Origin of the sequence: Burkholderia thailandensis E264 (genome assembly GCF_000012365.1) — a bacterium.
In the GTDB taxonomy this organism is placed as follows: Bacteria; Pseudomonadota; Gammaproteobacteria; order Burkholderiales; family Burkholderiaceae; genus Burkholderia; species Burkholderia thailandensis.
Genome location: NC_007651.1, coordinates 3661942 through 3679525, shown reverse-complemented (window position 1 = coordinate 3679525; position 17584 = coordinate 3661942). Strand labels below are relative to the sequence as shown.

14 protein-coding genes and 3 pseudogenes are annotated in these 17584 nt (G+C 61.7%); 8 read left to right on the top strand and 9 right to left on the bottom strand.

Going from position 1 to position 17584, the window contains the following annotated elements:
- Positions 1–557: 557 nt before the first annotated feature.
- Positions 558–866: pseudogene (locus BTH_RS28630) on the bottom strand (DUF3274 domain-containing protein); the annotation flags it as partial.
- On the opposite strand from BTH_RS28630, the pseudogene BTH_RS28625 reads away from it, so the two are divergent.
- Positions 815–1204, top strand: a pseudogene (locus tag BTH_RS28625) (integrase core domain-containing protein); the annotation flags it as partial. The pseudogenes BTH_RS28630 and BTH_RS28625 sit on opposite strands and share 52 nt — an antisense overlap.
- Before the next feature lie 19 nt (positions 1205–1223).
- Here BTH_RS28625 and BTH_RS28620 read toward each other — a convergent pair.
- The 6 genes and pseudogenes from BTH_RS28620 to BTH_RS28600 all read right to left on the bottom strand — a co-directional run.
- On the bottom strand, positions 1224–1487 hold the full coding sequence (locus tag BTH_RS28620; RefSeq protein WP_009894667.1) for a PAAR domain-containing protein: 264 nt from the start codon (positions 1485–1487) through the stop codon (positions 1224–1226).
- A 9-nt stretch (positions 1488–1496) separates the two neighbouring features.
- Entirely contained in the window at positions 1497–3155 is a 1659-nt protein-coding gene (locus BTH_RS28615) for a type VI lipase adapter Tla3 domain-containing protein (protein WP_043037687.1), read from the bottom strand.
- Between the two features lie 18 nt (positions 3156–3173).
- Complete coding sequence (locus tag BTH_RS28610) at positions 3174–5414, bottom strand: DUF3274 domain-containing protein (RefSeq protein WP_025404139.1); 2241 nt, start codon at positions 5412–5414, stop codon at positions 3174–3176.
- Between the two features lie 13 nt (positions 5415–5427).
- Positions 5428–8208, bottom strand: coding sequence for a type VI secretion system Vgr family protein (locus BTH_RS28605; RefSeq protein ID WP_011400785.1), 2781 nt, complete (start codon positions 8206–8208; stop codon positions 5428–5430).
- Positions 8209–8529: 321 nt separating this feature from the next.
- Positions 8530–8835: an H-NS histone family protein gene (locus tag BTH_RS32625; RefSeq protein ID WP_009894664.1), complete on the bottom strand. Its 306-nt coding sequence runs from the start codon at positions 8833–8835 to the stop codon at positions 8530–8532.
- Positions 8836–9422: 587 nt separating this feature from the next.
- Positions 9423–9839, bottom strand: a pseudogene (locus tag BTH_RS28600) (extracellular solute-binding protein); the annotation flags it as partial.
- Positions 9840–9841: 2 nt separating this feature from the next.
- Here BTH_RS28600 and BTH_RS32620 point away from each other — a divergent pair.
- Together BTH_RS32620 and BTH_RS28595 are read left to right on the top strand one after the other, a co-directional pair.
- A complete protein-coding gene (locus tag BTH_RS32620) occupies positions 9842–10261 on the top strand; it encodes a GNAT family N-acetyltransferase (protein ID WP_009910165.1) in 420 nt (139 codons plus the stop codon).
- Between the two features lie 19 nt (positions 10262–10280).
- Positions 10281–11300, top strand: a complete 1020-nt coding sequence (locus BTH_RS28595) for an AraC family transcriptional regulator (RefSeq protein ID WP_011402621.1) — start codon at positions 10281–10283, stop codon at positions 11298–11300.
- Positions 11301–11397: 97 nt separating this feature from the next.
- Here BTH_RS28595 and BTH_RS34730 read toward each other — a convergent pair whose 3' ends face one another.
- Positions 11398–11724, bottom strand: coding sequence for a hypothetical protein (locus tag BTH_RS34730; protein ID WP_155275555.1), 327 nt, complete (start codon positions 11722–11724; stop codon positions 11398–11400).
- 123 nt (positions 11725–11847) lie between these two features.
- On the opposite strand from BTH_RS34730, the gene BTH_RS28590 reads away from it, so the two are divergent.
- The 5 genes from BTH_RS28590 (at position 11848) to BTH_RS28570 (ending at position 16475) form a co-directional block, all read left to right on the top strand.
- Positions 11848–12165 (top strand): VF_A0006 family four-cysteine protein, encoded by a 318-nt coding sequence (locus tag BTH_RS28590; protein ID WP_009910162.1) that lies wholly within the window; start codon positions 11848–11850, stop codon positions 12163–12165.
- Between the two features lie 486 nt (positions 12166–12651).
- Positions 12652–13296: a lytic polysaccharide monooxygenase auxiliary activity family 9 protein gene (locus BTH_RS28585; protein WP_009910161.1), complete on the top strand. Its 645-nt coding sequence runs from the start codon at positions 12652–12654 to the stop codon at positions 13294–13296.
- Between the two features lie 188 nt (positions 13297–13484).
- Complete coding sequence (locus BTH_RS28580) at positions 13485–15149, top strand: BBE domain-containing protein (protein WP_009910159.1); 1665 nt, start codon at positions 13485–13487, stop codon at positions 15147–15149.
- A gap of 108 nt (positions 15150–15257) precedes the next feature.
- A complete protein-coding gene (locus tag BTH_RS28575) occupies positions 15258–15491 on the top strand; it encodes a hypothetical protein (RefSeq protein ID WP_009910157.1) in 234 nt (77 codons plus the stop codon).
- Between the two features lie 240 nt (positions 15492–15731).
- Positions 15732–16475: an acetyltransferase gene (locus BTH_RS28570; RefSeq protein ID WP_025369710.1), complete on the top strand. Its 744-nt coding sequence runs from the start codon at positions 15732–15734 to the stop codon at positions 16473–16475.
- A gap of 148 nt (positions 16476–16623) precedes the next feature.
- On the opposite strand, the gene BTH_RS28565 is transcribed toward BTH_RS28570, so the two are convergent.
- Positions 16624–17583: a hypothetical protein gene (locus BTH_RS28565; protein WP_009910153.1), complete on the bottom strand. Its 960-nt coding sequence runs from the start codon at positions 17581–17583 to the stop codon at positions 16624–16626.
- Position 17584: the final 1 nt, after the last annotated feature.

Sequence of the window (17584 nt, the reverse complement as noted above, 5' to 3'; positions counted from 1 at the left end):
TTTCGCTGAGCGATTCATTGCCCTATCCGCTGGAGCAGAATGCGGGGCACGTTGCGCGCCTAAGCGGTGGGAAGTATGACCGGGCGGAATGGATGTATGCCTTGTATTGGCGCGGAGTGGCGGAGGCAAGGCGGCGAGCGCGCGCTGGCGACGACTTATCCGACCTGCCGAAGCCGGATAAGGCCGTCGCTGCGCAGATTCGAAAGCTATGGTCGGATATGGAGCGCACGATTGAATTTGCTGTTTCTGCTGATGTCAGCAGCATCCAGCGCGAACAGCGAATTTACGCTTTCATCTATTGCGGCACGACTCATGCGTTTACCGCCACGCTTGAACTTCTGCGTCGGCGCTTGAAGACTGCTCCGGCGAAACAGGAGGCAGAAGTGGTGCGCCGCGAGAGGCGAAAGCGAGACGGATCTGTTGGCCGAGATGCCAATGTCGCGAAGGGTGCGGCAACGCGTGCAATGGTCAAGGCGGAAGTCGCACGCTACCGCAATCGTGGGGTCCATATTGGAATCGACGAGCGAAAGGCGATCGCGGACAAGCTGAATATCTCTGCGCTTGCGAACCTCGTCCGGCGTCTCCTCGCGCTGGATCACGTACGTCTGATACCGTCCGCCCGTGGCGGCCGCCGACAGCATCGAGCCGAGCGACCGGCTCGGCACGATGCGCCAGTTATGCGACTGCTCGTCGACCGGACGGCCGCGATTGAACGCCTGCTTGTGCGGCTCGATGCTGGCGCCCGGGTCGTCCGTCGTCGCAACGTCCTTCCACTGGAACTTCGCGTACTGGTTGCCGAGCGCGACGTTCTTCGTCACGTCGTCCGGACGCATCAACCCGGCGACATCGGCGTGCCCCGGCACCTGAGCAACGTGGTCGACCGCAAGGCTTGCTGTTTCACTCGGATCAAGGCGGCCAATATGCAAGCCGGAAATTCCGTCAGCGCCTCTGGCGCTATCGGATACAGCAGAGCATGAGCCGTCGAGGAAATTGTTGGGATAACTCCCCGATGGAGAGGCTGTTCCGCAGCTTCAAGACCGAATGGCTACCGTCAGTGGGCTACATGTCGGCGCAGGAGGCACACCGGGACATCAGCCACTACCTGATGCACCGGTACAACTGGATACGGCCGCATCAGTTCAATGACGGACTGGCGCCGGCGGTTGCGGAAGAAAAACTTAACGCAGTGTCCGGGATTAGTTGACCACTACAGGCAAGTCTTATTATGTGCGCCCCGACGTCGGAATCGACGAGATGAGCGTCGCGCCGCACGACGTCCGATGGCCGTCGAACGCCACCGCGCGCCCCTCGATTCGCACGCCTTCGTCGCCCTCCACGATCACGCAATGTTCGTGTCCATTCATCGGGCACGTGCAGCGGTCGCCGACGCAGGCCACTGCCCGCCCCATCACGGTCGAACCCTCGCGGCCGGTTACAACGCGGCCGCCGTGCGAGGTCGAATCACCGATGCGAATCACGCCGCGCATACGGGCTCCTTACCGGAACGGATTGACGTCAGGCTGCTTATGCGTCGGCGGGCTCACCATCACGATCGTCGCCGTGCCGTTCGGCCGGCGATGGATCGTGGCGCTGGCCCCGCCTTCGTTGTAGCTCGCGATCAGGCCGAGTCCAATCTGCACCAACGGCGAGCTGATGCCCGTGTTCCCGATCCGACGGCCGATGTCGTAGCCTTCCTTCACGTCATCGAGACTCGGCGCGGACGGCCCGCTTTGCGCGAGCGCCTGGTTGATCGGCGCGACCCACGCGCGATCGCCCGTCGTGTCGTAGAAGATCCGCTTCGGCGTTTCGCCGGTGGGCAGCGTATCGACGGCTTGCTGCCACCCCGCCTTGAGCGCTTGCGCCTGCTGCGCGGTCTTCAGCGGCTTGCCGTGCGCATCGGCGAGTTTCACGTCGATGGGCCGATGCAGGTAGCCGAGCAGCGGCGCGTTGTCGAATTGCCTCACCTGCCAGGTCGTCCAGCGCACCGGGATGTACGGCGTGGGTTTGAACTCGCCCGGCCCTTTGTTGCTGATCGTTTTCCAGAAATCGGGGAGTTGTGTCTGCCACCATTGCGCCGACATGAAGCCGAGAAAAGCGCGTGGCCGGATGCCCGCCGCCTTCTGCTGCTCTTGATAGTACGCTTCAAAGCTGCCCGGCCCTTCCCCGTTGTTCTTCTCCCAGAAGAAGTTCCACAGCTTGGTGATGTCGTATTCGGTCGTGTTCTTGTCGACGTTTTCCGTCTGCTCGACGGCGTAGGGGCGAATCAATCTGTCAACGCGATCGGAGCGGGACACGAGCATCGCGGCCATGCTATCCGGCATCGTCGGGATGTTCGATTGCTTGAAGGTATCCACGTAGCCCGGCGTCTGATTGAGATCGCGGGTCGCGGCCCCATCGAAGGTGACGATAATCGCTTCGGGTATGTCCGGATGCGCATCGAAGAACTCAAACAGCTTCTCGATGATGGTAGAACCATCGTTCGTGTTCGCATCTTCTTGCCACAGCAAGAGCGTGACGCCCAGGCTAGCCTCCTGCCGAATACCGGAGAGCTCATTGGCTGGCCGACTAACGTGTGATGCCTTCGGTGGCTCCCAGATGAAAACCGGGACCGGCCAATAGCCAACGGAATGATGGGCTGCCAGTTGGAAACTCAGTCCCGTCCCAACCCCCAGGTAGGTCATCCGGCTATCCTCGCTGTCTGGATAGTCGGCGGGGTTTTGCGACATGTAAGTGGAGTGATTGTCCGCCTTGGCTTCGATTGCATTCCAGATTTCGTCATTCGCGTTTCGCCCTGTAACGAGGCCCAAACCACGGACTTCCAAGACAAACTTGTCGCCAGTTTGAGCGAGCAGTGCCGGTGCCCCGTTATTGCCGTGCGTTGCTGCGGCAGGCAATACCGGTGATGCCGATGTTGAACTCGCGGCTGCGTGCGACGATTCGACAGGTGCGCGCTTAATCCACACAAAGCTCGCCACGAAAGCTGCGACTGCGACACCCGCCGCAACTAGCACACCGTTTCGAATGCTACTCACCATACCCGGCATCTCCTGTCCCGTTGCTTGCCAATAGTGATAATGCCGCGCCATCACGACAATTGTCCAACCCAGCGCCATCAAGATGAACCCAAGTGCGTACGGCCAGATACGAGGTTTCATAAAGCCTCTTCGTCAATCTCACGTTTTCTGATCAAGTTTCAGTTCACTTGTGATCAGCGACGGCAGGGCGAGCGAAACAAACTTCTCAGACGGGAATAGGCCCTTCTGATAGTACTTCGCGCATGCATCAATAAAACCCTGGGTATGATCATCCAAACGGGCAAAGCTCTTGCAGTTCGTGATCTTCTTCTGTGCACTCGGCGTCATCTTCCAATCCGCCATCAAAAGCAACAACTGCCGCCAGTCCGGATCATCCAGCGTCACCGCCTGACCGATCGCCACATCCATCGCCGTGACCCAGCGATGGTTCTCCGAACTGAGCAGCACGCCCGAATGATAGTTGTTCGCTTCCAGTTGATCGGCATCGGTGCGCATGCGCTTGCGAACCTCGTCCGGCGTCTCCTCGCGCTGGATCACGTACGTCTGATACCGTCCGCCCGTGGCGGCCGCCGACAGCATCGAGCCGAGCGACCGGCTCGGCACGATGCGCCAGTTATGCGACTGCTCGTCGACCGGACGGCCGCGATTGAACGCCTGCTTGTGCGGCTCGATGCTGGCGCCCGGGTCGTCCGTCGTCGCAACGTCCTTCCACTGGAACTTCGCGTACTGGTTGCCGAGCGCGACGTTCTTCGTCACGTCGTCCGGACGCATCAACCCGGCGACATCGGCGTGCCCCGGCACCTGTCCGCCTTTCTGAACCTCGCCCCCGTACAGATCGGGCTCGTACGCCGGTTTCAGTTGCTCGCCGTTGATGAGGCGAATGTCGTTGCGCTTGAACGACGCCTGCAGCGCCATGTTCTTGCCGGATTCGACCAAGGTGCCAAGCATCGTGCCGTCCGTGTCGGGGCCCGGCGTCAATCGCTGAAACGGATCGCGAACCGGCACGCGCGCGGGCGGCGTGCCGACGGCGACCTTCGAGCGCCTCCCCCTGCCGTCCTGGTCGCGCTCGAGCCGCGTCCACATGCGCTGAAAGAAGCGCTTCGGCTCAAGCGCCGTCATCGCAGGCATCGTTTTGCCCCGGCTGGCCGCCGCGCCATCGGCCGGAACCTCGTCGGGCACGCCGAACGTGCCGATCCCGCGCACCTTGTCGAGGCCGACCACGGTGTCTTCCGGGCAGAAGTACAGATAGACCTTGCCGCGGTTGTCGCGCTCGTCGAACGTGATCCAGTGCTTGCCGCTCTTGTCCAGCCGCTTTCCCTGCGTCTGGCTCCAGTTCTGTCCGGCCCGGCCGCACGAATGGGCCGAATCGATCATCAGTTCGGCCAGATCCGGAATCGTATGCGGCTCGCTCGTCACCGCGTTGACGATGTCGACCAGCGTCTTGAGCTTCGCGTGCCCGGTTTGCTGGCTGCCGTCCTTGGTGAACTGCAGGCTGTACGGCGTATCGACCATGATGATGCAATCCACGCAGCGCTGCCCTTGCTGCTTGAGCATCGCCTGCGCGAGCAGCGTGATGATCGTGCCCTGGCTGTGCCCCATCACCGTGATCGTTTCGTGCTGAGGGTCCATTCCATGTTCGAGCGCGAGCGCGGAGGGCTGAATGGTCCGAATGGTCTTGATGAGATTCGCCAGGCGAGCCGCGGCAAGCACGAAGTAACGGCGCTCGGGCGACTTGCCGGCGAAGATCGTATTGCCGGCGAGCGCGTTTTGCATGACCGTGCGCTCCAGCTTGTCCGGTTCGAAACCCCGGCTATACATCTGCGGAATGTTGTTCGTCGCGTTGGCGAAAAACCCGCCGCCCTTGCCGAAATGGGCGTCAAGCCGGTTGCCGTGGATGTCCTGATACTGGCCGCGCGTCATCAGGTTGCCGTCGCTGTCCGCCACGCGGCTCTTGATCTCGCCCGGATGGTTGATCTTCGCGATTTCGTTGTCGGATGCCCGATAGCCCCAGTAGAACGGCAGGAACATGCTGTGGGCACCGCCACTTTCCGCACGTCGATACAGATACATGTCCGGATCGTTGGCGATTTTGCTATCGAAGAACGGGCTCTTCCGGTCTTTCGCTTTGATGGCTTCAGCATATTCCCTGCCATATTCCGCCGGCCGCAAATCGCTTCGCGACAATCGCTCATTGAGCCCCTGGCACAGCCCGCGCTCCACAGTGGCATAAGCCGCACCGGGATCGTTGACGCCGTGAATGAAGATCACCACGCCCGGCAGATCGCGCGGAATCGGCACGGGCCGGTCGCCCGGCCGATTCGCCATCGTCACGCCCGCCCCGTGGGCGGCGGTGAAACACTGATCGTTGATACCGTTCATCGTTCGCCCGGGTTCAAAGCTTCGGTTTCAGATAGTCGATCTTCGCGATACGCATCGCGTCGTCCTTGACCAGATCCGTCAGGCCGCTCGCATCGGTCTTGCCCTCGATGACGCGCCCGTCGTTCAGCGTGATCCGGAATGGCTTGTTCGCCGCAGCCGGCAAATCGCCGTCCTCGCCCGGATAGTGCAGCTTGAAACGCTGATCCGTCGGCTGGTTGTCGAACGCGGTCTTCGCCGCCTGCGCCGTCGACGGCCCGCCCCACTGGTGCGACGCCGACAGCAGCTTGATGTCGCCGTTCGTGCCGAGCGTGATGCCGTTGCCGATCTCGAGGTAGCTGCCGTCCTCGGCGACGAGCCGAATCCTCGGCGCGCTCACGAACACCTCGTGCTCGTTCGTCGTGATCTTGACGCCCTTCTGCGCATTCGCCGTCAACGTATCGGCTTGCGCCTGCAGCAGCATCGGCCCTTCGCCCGCCACGGCCTGCACGCCCGCGCCCCGCGCGAAGAGTTGCATGCCCTGCCCGGCCGTCGCGTTCAGCCGCTGGCCGCTCATCAGTTGCAGGTGCTGCTGCGCAACCTGATCGATGTTCTCTCCGGCATACGTCACGTGCGTCTTCGGCGTGACGTTCACCGAGCCGGCCTGCGCGCCGAACGCCATCAGCGCGCGATCTCCGCCGTCGGGCGGCGCATCGGCGCCGCCCGCGCCCGGCGTCCAGTTCCTGAAGGCGGCGGCCACCGCGTGCTGGCCGGCCGTATCCGCAGCCTGCCCGCCGTGCTGCCCCGCGTAGTCGCCCAGCGCCTTGAACAGCTCCGAGCACTCGCCGAGCAACCGAATCAGCTCGTCACGGTCCAGTTGCCCGCCGCTCGCCTGCGTGCGCGCGTAGGTCGTCAGCAGAATGCCTTGCGCCGCCCGCAGCGCCGCCGCCGCGTCGGTACGCAGCTCCGCGCCCTCGCCGCGGTCGTTGCCATGACCGTTCTCGCGCGGTTGGGTCAGGTATCCGAGATTGAGCTGCGAATGCGCATGCTCGCTCGCCAGTTGCGCGCTGATCTGGTTCGGCGTGTCGTCGAGACGCAGCTGGTTGTACCGCTGCCCCTTGATCTCCTTCGTCTTGATGCCGGACAGGTAGCGGTTGCCCGGCAAGCCGCCCGCATGGCTGAACGTCGCCGGCGGATTCGCGCCGTTACCGAGCACGCCGATGATCACCAACCGGTCCGGATCGCCGCCGAGACAGCCGAGGAGGACTTCCATGCCGACTCGCGGCAGAAACGATGCGCCGAAATGGGCGCCGGCGAGGCTCGACGCCACGCGGATCGGCGCGCTGTCGCCCGCGTTGTCGTTGGTGCCCGCGCCCTGCGCGTGCGCGTGGTCCGCCGGGTCGAGGCCGTGCACCCGCACGCGCACCCGGCCGTTTTCGTCGCAGAACACTTCCTCGCCCTCCGCGCCGACGATCGTGCCCGTGAGCAGATGCACGGGCGGCAAATCGGCTTGCGGATCGTACGCGGGCGCAAGCGGCACGCCGCGGCGCACGCAGGTGAACGTGTTCTCGTAGCGCGTATCCGCGTCGTTCGCAAGCGCGGCCGGCAGCGCGCCGGGCGCGTTCACGAGATTGCGGCTCGCGGCGAACAGCGCGTGCACGCGGTCATTGAGCCCCTTCGGCAGGTTGTTCCAGATGTCATGATCGATCGACGTGATCACGAACTGGCGCTTGTCGGCGAGTTGCCTGTCCCAGTCCGGATCGCCCGTCAGCGTGATCCACGCGCCCACGGCCAGATCCCGCACGCTGCTAACGCCGTCGTAGCGCTCGGCCTCGAACTCGTGCGCGAGCATGCGCGCGCGGGTGAGCCGCTCGTGATCGCTCCATGAATCGCCCGCGTGCGGAATGTCGATCGCGATGTCGGTCAGCAGCTTCGCCAGATCGTTGCCCGCCTCGCCCTGATCGAGGCTCGAAGCGACGCTCGATTCGTCGATCCGCGCCTTCTTGTAGTCCCACGACGGGCGTCCGGCCTTGCCGGGCACCAATTGCCGACGCAGCGCGAACAGCGTGACCGTGTCGCGCTGCTCGGTGCCGGCGTCGCGCGGATGCAAGCGAACCGTGCCGGCCGGCGCTTGCGGCAGCGACATCGGCTCGTCACAGCACACGAGCGTGTGCACGGTCGCATCGCCCTGCAACGGCTGTTCGCCCTTCGCCGGCCCCGCCTTCGCGAACACGGTGATCCCTTCGCGGCGCAGCAGACGGCGCACGAAATGCGCATCCGATTCGTTGACTTGCCGGGTCAGTTCGCGGGGCGGATAGCGATCGGCGCGCAAGCCGGACAGATCGAATTCGAATGCGCGCGCGAGGGCCGGGCTGCGCTGCTGCCATTCGTTGAACAGCGTGGCGAGCACATCGATGACGCTGCGCTTTCGGAAGACCCGCGAATTGGTGCGCTTGTCCATCAGCGACAGCGCGTCGCAGACCGTCAGCTGGTACACACAGAGCTCGCCGTCGCTTTGGCCGATCTGGACGTCGCTGATGATCGCGTTCACCATGTGCGGCTGTCCGCGATCGGTAATGAGCCGGATCGAGACCGGCATGCCGAGAAACACGCCGGGTGGGATGTCGCGACGGGTCGAAACACAGGTCAATCGCCCGCCAATCCCGGTCATCAGACCTTCCTGAACACTGGCGTGTTGCAACGCGAGGAGGTGGCCCAGCGCGCCTTGCGCGGCGCCAAAGTGCAACGCGACCGGACGTTTATTCCAGTCGACCGCCCCCGACGCAAAATTGCGTAGCGTATCGTTCAAATTGGTCACGGCAGACTCTCAGGTTTCTGCTTGGATTCGAATCCGAGGAGTATTGATTCTCGATGTAAATGATGCCCTCCCCACGGCGCGTAGATTTTATCAACGCTGAGGCAAATGGCGGCCAAATTAACGAAGATTCACCATCGCGCTGACGACGGACGAGTCGACAACCTGGAGGCGACCTGTCAAGGTTGACAGGCCAATATCGCCTTTTGGTACGCTCAAGCATGGGCCGCACCATCCCAGGCCCCGAAATGGACCTTCAAAGCGGAAATTTTTTGGCGGACTGGCTCGCTCCATGGGCGCGAGAGCGGAGTGCTCGATTGTCGATCAGGCGGGTCGATCTATAAGGAATTCTACGCGCGGCAACCCGGACATCCATTTTGGTGCTCGGCCTCGACCGCACCAGGTTTCCCCAGTCATCGGGTTCCGATACTTTGGAGGCAGTGGACCACGCCGCTTGTCCGGCGAGCGAAGGCGCGTCCATTGCGGAAAGATCTGGTCGGGACGAATTTCGTACCTCAGGATGGTTTCCCGGATCTGAGACAGCGCCGTCGAGATTTCACGCGCTTTGGCTGCTTCGGCCTCCTTATTGAGTGCATCGAGTTGAGCTTTCAGTTCCTCATAAGTTGCCACAATGACTCTCCAATCGAATTACGTTAAACCTGCACATTCGAGCGCCGAACGTCGTCAGGGGCGCGTATCGTGTGCCATGCATGCGACGATATGACGGGAATAAAAAGGCGATCGCCGATATCGACGATCGCAAAACCGCCTGCTCCGAGGCAGTTCGGAGGGCAGCAGGCGGTGGCCTAAACGAGTTGGACGGTCAGGTGTCGCCGGAACTTCGGATGGAAGTGCGGTGAACCTTGATCGACTGATCAACCAAATTTGGGATCGGGCACTGGGCGTAGCCGGGCGTTAAACGACGTCCGCATATCGAGCAGTCGGAAGCGTTCGCATGTTCCGATGGTGGTATATTGACCGGGCGAAACTGACGCGTGGACCGTAGAATCAAGGTCCTCAAACTTGATCGCGAGGTGGTGAACGCAAACGTCGTCACAGCGAAACGACGGGCGTGCCGTTGTTCACGTAGAATACGAGCAGCCATGGTGGTCTCTCAATGTGTGCACCTCGGTTAGGCGGCGGGCGATGTTCGCAGCATCGCCCGCCGCCGCTTCTCTTCAAATCGCTTCAGGGGAAGCCGTGATCGGCAACGTAGCTTATCGATTCCCCTTCAGCTTCAGCCAGACCTTGTTGCGTAACTGAATCGCGGCCAGCGAGCACAGCTTGTACGGCCTGAGCCGTGCCTTGTACTGCTCTGGCGTCTTGACTGCCGGGTTGTCCAACAACGCTGCATCTACGTAGCGTTCGGAACCGATGATCTCGTTGTTGTACCGAACCGCATTCGTCACCAGCGCGATGTTCTCCGGTTGCATCATCCAATTAAGGAACTTGTAGGCGGAATCGATATTGCGAGCTTTTGCGGGGATGAGCAGACTGTCCATGAACAGGCGAACGCCCTCCTTTGGATAGACGAACTTGATGCTCGGGAGGCGTTCCTGTGCACGCACTGCGGCGCCGTTCCAGACATGTTGAACGGCGATTTGGCGGGACGCGAGACGATCGACCGTACCGTCCTATGAGAGAGCGTGACATCGGTGCATTTTACGACGTCCGCTTCTCGGTAACCGAGAATAGAATCCACCCACACCAGGTTCATTTGCTCAACCGCAGCCTTTTGATCGAAAAGATTCGCCAGGGCGGCGGATGGATCTGCGAATGCAACGACGAGGTGGCCGGAGTATGTCTCCCCGTCATTACCGATACTCCGTTCATTTCTGCTCTGTTTGTTAAACCAATCTTTCACGGTATGGGTGTTGGACGTGAGTTGCTTGAGCGCGCCGTGAAATGGCTGAGGGACAATGGAGTCGATCGGGTCACATTGGGGACAGACCCAGGCTCGCGTGCCGACGGCTTCTATCAGCATCTCGGATGGCAGCGTGGTGCGTTGGACGAATACGGCTGCCAGGTCGTATTCTCAAAGTCGCTGGAAGAATAAATTTTGCCGAGGATGGTGGATGAAACCAGTAGCCATGGCGGTCACTCGTACTGCAGCGCAGCGTCCTGCGCCGCTGCATACTATTTTCATTACGCTTGAGGTAATGAAGCGTATTGGATTGTCCAGAGAGACTCTGCTAGAAGGAACTGGCATTTCACCTTCCGACGTCGAGCGTCCTAACGCGATGGTGACGCATGCTCAGGAGATGGTCCTATTTGCCAATGCGCTGAAAGCTACCGGAAATTCCGCGATTGGCCTTCACATCGGCAACGAGATACCGGTGACGGCGTACGGCCTTCGGGCTCACGCAATGCTTGTTAGCCCCACGCTTGGCGATGCGATGCGCTTGGCGTTCGAACACCCGTTGCTAGGGATTAGCTATTTTCGGATGAAGTTGTTGATCGATGGCGAAGTGGCGCGAATTATCGTCGGCGGCTACACGTATCGCCACGACTTACTTGTCATCAACACTGATATGTGCTTTACAGCGATCCGCCGACAGATGATTGATTTGATAGGAGGATCGCCGAATTTTACGCGCATCGGATTTGCTTATCCAAAGCCCTCTCATGCAGATAGCTACTCTGACTACTTCTCATGCCTGGTGATATTTGATTCAGAAATAAATTTTCTAGAGTTTGATGCTTCAATTTTAATGACGAAATTGCCTTTCGCCCACCCCATTGAATATGAAGTGGCGAGAAAAGCTTGCGAGAAACGGGAGTTTGAATTGGCCCATTGGATGCCGACTGACCTCGTTGGGCAGCTACTCTGCCTGATGTATGAAAATCCGATCTCCCAAGATGTTTTTGAGTTCGCCGATCGGCTTGGGATGTCATTGCGCAGTTTGCAGCGCAAGCTTAAAGATATGGGGACATCATTCAGTGCTTTGCAAGACCTTGTGCGCCAGGATATCGCGTCAAAATACCGCACTGAAAAGCACTATACCGCCAAAGAAATAGCGGCTCGCCTTGGATACAAAAATGCTTCTGCGTTTAGCCGTGCGATGAGGCGCTGGTCAAAAGTTTCTGTCGACTAATTCCGATTTGCTGAGTGCCACGCGAGGGAGAGCATCGTACCGCGGCAACGCGCACTGCCGCAGTGGCAAGCATACTCTTGACGAACTTTCTCAAGTTTCAACTGGTCCGAAAATTCCAGGGCAGGTCAACGCCTGTCGACAGCTTCATTTTGAGCCGGAGGTCGACTGCGTTGTTCGGCAGAATGTCGGTCACGAACGTCATACTGCCGCGGCGCTCGTCCCGACTCGCCCCAAGGTCCGGCTGATTCACGCGCGCAATGTGCAGCGCGTCGCTCGGTCCACCGTGTGTTCGTGGTTCCGTTACCGGCATCGTGCGGCGCGTCACCGTCGCGCATTCTTTGAGCGCCATCGTCGGCACCATTGACGCAGGGCTTGCATGCCGGCGCGCATCCGCCGCTTTTGTCGCACGTTGCCAGGCAAGCATCAGATTCGTCTTTGAGCGACACTGCCTGAACACACGTGCGGCCTCTAACGCCCGCGGTGTCCCCACAAAGTCGTCGGCCTACAATTCGACCATTCTCCCGCTGCAGTTCTCAAGGTGAAAACCATGCATCTGATCGCAAGGAGCCTGTTGCTCATCGCCGTCCTCAGCCCGCTTTCGGCTGCCGCATTCAACGAAGAGCAGGGGTATGACCAGTGCATCCTGAGCGCGTTGCGGGGAAGCAGGAACCCGACCGCGACGGGCTTCATGCGCAATGCGTGCGACCAGCTCTATCGGAATTGGGCGATGTTGCTGCCGCGCGACCGCGCGTATCACACGTGCATCCTGGAAAGCCTCGGGGGCGTGAAGGACACTTCCGCCGTGCAACAGATCGTCGCCGCCTGTTCTCGGCAGAGCGAAGGCGCCGGGCCCACGTTCAAATAACGCGGGAACCGAGCGAACCTCGCCCGCGCCGAATTGGCGATCTGACTGCCGACCGCGCCGCTCGCGGACGCAGCACAACATCGGGGGCATTGCCGGGCCGCGTTCGTCAATGTCGCCGTGGGCGATAATCCCCGCGCAAGTTCCCAGGGCCTGCTGCCTGACAGGTGCCGGCATCGCTCGACAGCAGGCGCGCGCCTGGCTTCGATAGAAACATTTCTTCGTTTTAAATTTTCATTGAATCCGCGTAATCACCATGCGCTGCGAGCACCGGGTAGTCGGCCAGGCAAATCCATTGTTGACCGCCGCATACACAGATCCTCATTCAATTTCCCTGATGAAAAATATAAAGCGACTGAAAAGGGGATGTCGATAAATTAATTGGCGTCGTTCGGAGTGAGCGCCTAGCATAAATTTCATTCGTTTCGCGAATAGCTTCCAAACGTTTGTCTTGCCGATGCCCGGCATGTTTGCAGCAAAGGAGGCGACATGAGCACTACCGATCTGAGAGGCGCAACGAAATCCTCGTCAATTTCTCCGCGGCATGGTCGGGTCATCACGCCCGAATCGCGCGCCGTTTATCTCTACGAAGCAGGAAGACTCGATTTCGGGCAGGTCAACGAGTTGGAAGGCGGCAAGTTCTTTCCCGCGACCCAAAGCGGGCTGAGAGATCCGGACGCGCCGGACGATGTCGCCAACGGGGCGCCGCCGCGCGACGGCGAAATCGCGAGCGGCGGGCGCACGGCGGATGCCCGTGCGCAACTCAACGAACCCGATTCCGTCGCGCATTGGCAGAAGCACTCGGTGCGCTCGGGGCAGTCGCTGCAGATCTCGTGGTCGTATTCGATGCCGCACAAGACGCGGCGCTGGACGTACTGGATCACCAAGCCCGGATGGGACGCCAGCGCGCGGCTCGCGCGCGCGCATTTCGAGCCTGAGCCGCTCAAGGTCTACCTGAACACGTACCAGCCGTACTGGGGGCCGGACGCAGACAAGGAACTGATTCCCCGCGGCGACACGATCCACGAATTCAATCTGCCCACCCGCACCGGCTATCACGTGCTGCTCGCGGTGTGGGACATCGCGGATACCGCCAACGCGTTCTATCAGGTGATCGACCTGAACTTCGCGTGACTCGGTTTGCGATTTCCGCGAATCGCAGCGCTCAGCGCACGAATAAGGCATCGCGGCCATCGGATTCGAGACCGTTCGATGGCCATCCCGCGCCTCGAGTGGCGCGGCGATCGCGCGGTGCGTGATCCCCGGGTTGCGCGGCCATTCGCTCGGCTTTGACGCATGCGGCACATTCGCCGGAGGTTCCGATGTCCTACGTGCACGTCGACGGCGCCGATCCCCGTCATTCGACGCTTCAAAAGGGCTTCAACCTGCGCTGGCCGCCGACCGCGGCAGCGGGCGCGGCGGCGATCTATGTCTGCCGCACGGCAGACGACGTGATCGCGGCGTCGCGCGACGCACTCGCGAAAGCTTGCCGGATCACGGTGCGCAGCGGCGGACACTGCTACGAAGGCTTCGTCGCGAACCGGCTGCCGGACGACGGCGGCCGGTCGCTCGCGATCGTGGATCTCGGGCTGATGTCGGGTTTCGACGTCGATTCGCGCGGGCAGATCGTGTCGCCGTTCGACGTCGCCGGCTCGGCGCGCTATCGGGTTCGCGTCGCAGCGGGCAGCCAGAACTGGGACGGCTATGTCGGCCTGTACAAGACTACGGGCAAGACGCTGCCCGGCGGCTCGTGCTACTCGGTCGGCGCGGGCGGTCATATCGTCGGTGGCGGGTACGGGCTGCTTTCGCGCATGCACGGGCTCACGGTCGACTGGCTGGCGGGCGTGGACATCCTGACGCCCGCATCCGGCGGCGGCGCGCTCGACGCGAAGCACGTGCATTCCGGCAGCACGGATCCGGCGGACCGGGCGCTTTTCGTCGCGTGTCGCGGCGGGGGCGGCGGCAACTTCGGCATCATCCTGAACTACTACTTCAATGCGCTGCCGGACGCGCCGCGCACCGCGTATTGGCTGCCGCTCGCGTACGACTGGTCGCACTTCACGCAGGCGAGCTTCGGCCAATTCATCCGAGCCTATTGGGACTGGTTCAGCCGCAACGATGCGAACTGGAACGCCGCGGATCCGGCGCTCGCGAACGGCGGGCTGTTTACGCTCCTGAAGCTGCAGCACCGCTCGACCGGGCCGGTCGTGCTAGCGATTCAGTACACGGGCAAAAACGGAACGGTGGGCGGCTCGGCGGATGCGCCGTTCATCGATTTCGTCGACACGATGAATGCGGCAGCGGGCCGGATGCCGATCATCTGGGATCGGTTCGTCGCGCCGAATCTGCCGGCGCTCGGGCACCCGTTCGCCGGGCTGCGCATGGCGCATGCGGCGCAAAGCGCATTGAAGATGGACTGGCTGTATCTGACGCAGACGATCAACGGATCGGGCGCTAACCGGCGCGGCAAGTATAAATCCGCGTATCAGATCGGCAATTTCGGCGACACCGAGATCGACGCGCTGTGGCGATATCTGAATACCGCGGACGATCCTCGTCTGAACCAGACGCTCGTGCAGATCGATTCGTACGGCGGCTGCGTGAACGCCAACGACGAAAGCGCGAATCCGACGTCGGTCTATCAGCGGCGTTCGCTGTTGAAATCGCAGTATCAGACTTACTGGACGAATCCCGATGACGACGCCTTCCACGTCGAATGGCTGCACGACATGTTTGCGGCGGTGCACGCGGATCAGGGCGGCAAACCATACAGTGATGCGAGCGGCCGCTACGAGGGGTGCTACATCAACTACCCGGACATCGACATGAAGTATCTCGAGCGCGATCCGGCGCAGATCGATCCGCGGTGGCTCGAACTGTACTACGGCGGCAAGGCCGCGTCGCTGGTCGCGACGAAGCAGGCGGTGGACCCGTCGAATATGTTCATGCACGAGATGTCGATTCCGCTGATGCTGCCCGGGGCCTGAGCACCGGTAATCGAGGGCGGTCGATTCGAGCGTGTCGCAGATGCGTTTTGCGAAGCGCACAAGCGGCACGGTTCCGCATCGCGAGGGCTCGCATAAGCGAGTGCGCAGATGCAGCGTGCGTGTTTTGCAAACCGCAGCCGCATCGATTTTTCGGCAGCGTCCGTTGACCGCAAGCCGGATTGCCGCATCGAAACGACCATCGGAAATCACGATAGAACCGGCCGACGTGCGCCGAAGCCGAAGAGTGTGAACGATACGATCATCCGCATGGGCGACGGCAGCGCTGTTCGCGCCGTCCATCGCGCGGTGAGTGACGGCCATGTTCACGCGACGGTGGGCTAATTCAAGAAACTGCGGTTACATGCGCAGGGCGAGCGGCAAGTTGCCGCCATTCGGCCGCTCACCCACCGATGGACGGAACAGAAGCCAAATCCCCGTTCTTATTTGCCGCCGGCCATCGCCCCGCGCTTCATATACTGCCGTGTCTGCGACGCCTGCGGATTCGCCGCGCGTCGTTCCCGATTTTCCGGCCATGCGGCCTCGGGTCATCGAGCCGCCGCGTCGGCATTCTTGCGACCGCGAATGAACGTTACGACTTCCGACGACTGTATTGGCGTGCTCCCCGATCATCCTTGGGCGAAGCACTTCATCGTGCTTGGTTACCGGGACGGCGCCTTCTCGACCATTCCGAACAATTTCTTCCGCAACTGGCTCGATGAAGAGGCGCAAGTCGGCACTTTTCACATCGGCCGCTGCTCGGGGCTCGGCGTCGGCTCGATCGCGAAGTACGACCAGGGACTTCAGAAACTCGTGATCGGCAAGAACGTCGCGGGCGGGATGCGTCTTCGGTTTCTGCTGAACGGTCAGCATGAGATGCGGACCATTTCCACGAGCCTGTTCAGCATTTATGGCAATGGTCTCGAAAACGCGCCGATGCCGCAGTATCCGGACACCGTGATCCACAACGACGTCTGGATCGGCGACGAAGCGCTGTTCCTCGGCGGCAGCCAGATCGAGAGCGGCTGCGTGATCGGCGCGCGGGCCGTCATACCGCCCAATTTCCGCACGGAGGCCTATGGCATCTATGCCGGTTCGCCCGCCCGTCTGGTTCGCTTCCGATTCACGGAAAAAGTGCGCGAGAAATTGCTGCAACTCGCATGGTGGGACATGCCGCTCGACTGGATCAAGCGGAACAACCACGCGTTCCTCGTCGATCTCACCGCCAACGAAGGTCGGGCGCTGGACACCCTTGCGGCGCTTCAGGAATCCAAGGACAACGCGACGGGCGAAGCCGGCCGTCAAACCGCGGCAGCGACGCCTGTCTGATCGATTTTTCGCGACGCGCGACGGGCGCGCGTTCGTGGATGGCCGCGGGCGTGCGGCCATTCGATCGTCAATCAAGCCCAAGCGCGAAGCACAGCTGCGGCGCGCCGGGCTCCCGACGAACCACGCGACGCGCCGCTCGCGTCGCGCTCTATCTCGGGCCGGCGTGGCACGCCGCTTCGGCATAGCCGAAACCCGTCGCGCCAAAACCGTTGCCGTTATAAAAAAGGTAGAGCCGACCGCCGATCTCCACGACTTCCGGATACGCGACCATGAACGCGTCCCACCCGGTTTCGGAAACGTCGAGCGCCGCTTCTTCGTCCATTCGGTCCCAGACAATTCCGTCGGCCGACTCCGCGTAGCCCATCCGGTAGCTGACCGACGAGTTTTCGCGATACGCGGTGTGGCTGCGTTTGCAAAACCACATTCGGTAGCGGCTGCCGTCGTGGTGCACCGATGCCCTGGCGAGGCCCCCTTCGTCGTCGCTCAGGTAGTCGATGGCGATTCGTCCCGTGCGCTCCCAGTGGATGCCGTCGCGGGATTCCGCGTATTTCAGGTGATAGCGCGGCTCGGGCTTGCCGGCGACGATGCTCCAGCCGGTGCATGCGAGATACCAGTTGCGCCAGATCCCGTTTTCGATCCGCACGCACGTGGTGCCGCAGAAATACGGTTCCTCGGCCGTTCGGTCCATCACGGGCCCTTCGAACAGGCGTCGGTACGTTTCGCCGCCGTCCTCGCTGATCGCGAGCCCGACCGCGTTGTGGTACGGAATCGTGTTGCGCACGTTCCAGCCGATGTAGTACAGGTAATGCACGCCGTCGCGCTCGACGACCGACGACGGCATCGTTCCGCAGTCGTCGAAGGCGCCCAGCGCGCCGGGCGGCAGCACCGGATCGGCTTTCACGTCGAGGACCTGCGACGGGTCGCCCGCGCGCACGTCGAGCCGCGCGATCCCGCTGCGGTTGTCGGCGTCGCGGCTGCTGAAGAGCAGGCGCAGCGCGTCGCCCTTCACGCCGGCGGCGGTCGGAATCTGCGCATGCGATGTCGCCCACGGCAACCGCGCATCGACCGTGTAGACGAGCCCGCGTTTTTCCCAGTGAATACCCGCCATC

Bases quoted from the DNA above. Each gene is read 5' to 3' on its own strand.
- BTH_RS28595 (WP_011402621.1), top strand. From the start codon at position 10,281: ATGAAACCAGTAGCCATGGCGGTCACTCGTACTGCAGCGCAGCGTCCT.
- BTH_RS34730 (WP_155275555.1), bottom strand. From the start codon at position 11,724: ATGCTTGCCTGGCAACGTGCGACAAAAGCGGCGGATGCGCGCCGGCAT.
- BTH_RS28570 (WP_025369710.1), top strand. From the start codon at position 15,732: ATGAACGTTACGACTTCCGACGACTGTATTGGCGTGCTCCCCGATCAT.
- BTH_RS28620 (WP_009894667.1), bottom strand. From the start codon at position 1,487: ATGCGCGGCGTGATTCGCATCGGTGATTCGACCTCGCACGGCGGCCGC.
- BTH_RS28610 (WP_025404139.1), bottom strand. From the start codon at position 5,414: ATGAACGGTATCAACGATCAGTGTTTCACCGCCGCCCACGGGGCGGGC.
- BTH_RS28615 (WP_043037687.1), bottom strand. From the start codon at position 3,155: ATGAAACCTCGTATCTGGCCGTACGCACTTGGGTTCATCTTGATGGCG.
- BTH_RS28590 (WP_009910162.1), top strand. From the start codon at position 11,848: ATGCATCTGATCGCAAGGAGCCTGTTGCTCATCGCCGTCCTCAGCCCG.
- BTH_RS32620 (WP_009910165.1), top strand. From the start codon at position 9,842: ATGAGAGAGCGTGACATCGGTGCATTTTACGACGTCCGCTTCTCGGTA.
- BTH_RS28585 (WP_009910161.1), top strand. From the start codon at position 12,652: ATGAGCACTACCGATCTGAGAGGCGCAACGAAATCCTCGTCAATTTCT.
- BTH_RS28575 (WP_009910157.1), top strand. From the start codon at position 15,258: ATGCAGCGTGCGTGTTTTGCAAACCGCAGCCGCATCGATTTTTCGGCA.
- BTH_RS28580 (WP_009910159.1), top strand. From the start codon at position 13,485: ATGTCCTACGTGCACGTCGACGGCGCCGATCCCCGTCATTCGACGCTT.
- BTH_RS28565 (WP_009910153.1), bottom strand. From the start codon at position 17,583: ATGGCGGGTATTCACTGGGAAAAACGCGGGCTCGTCTACACGGTCGAT.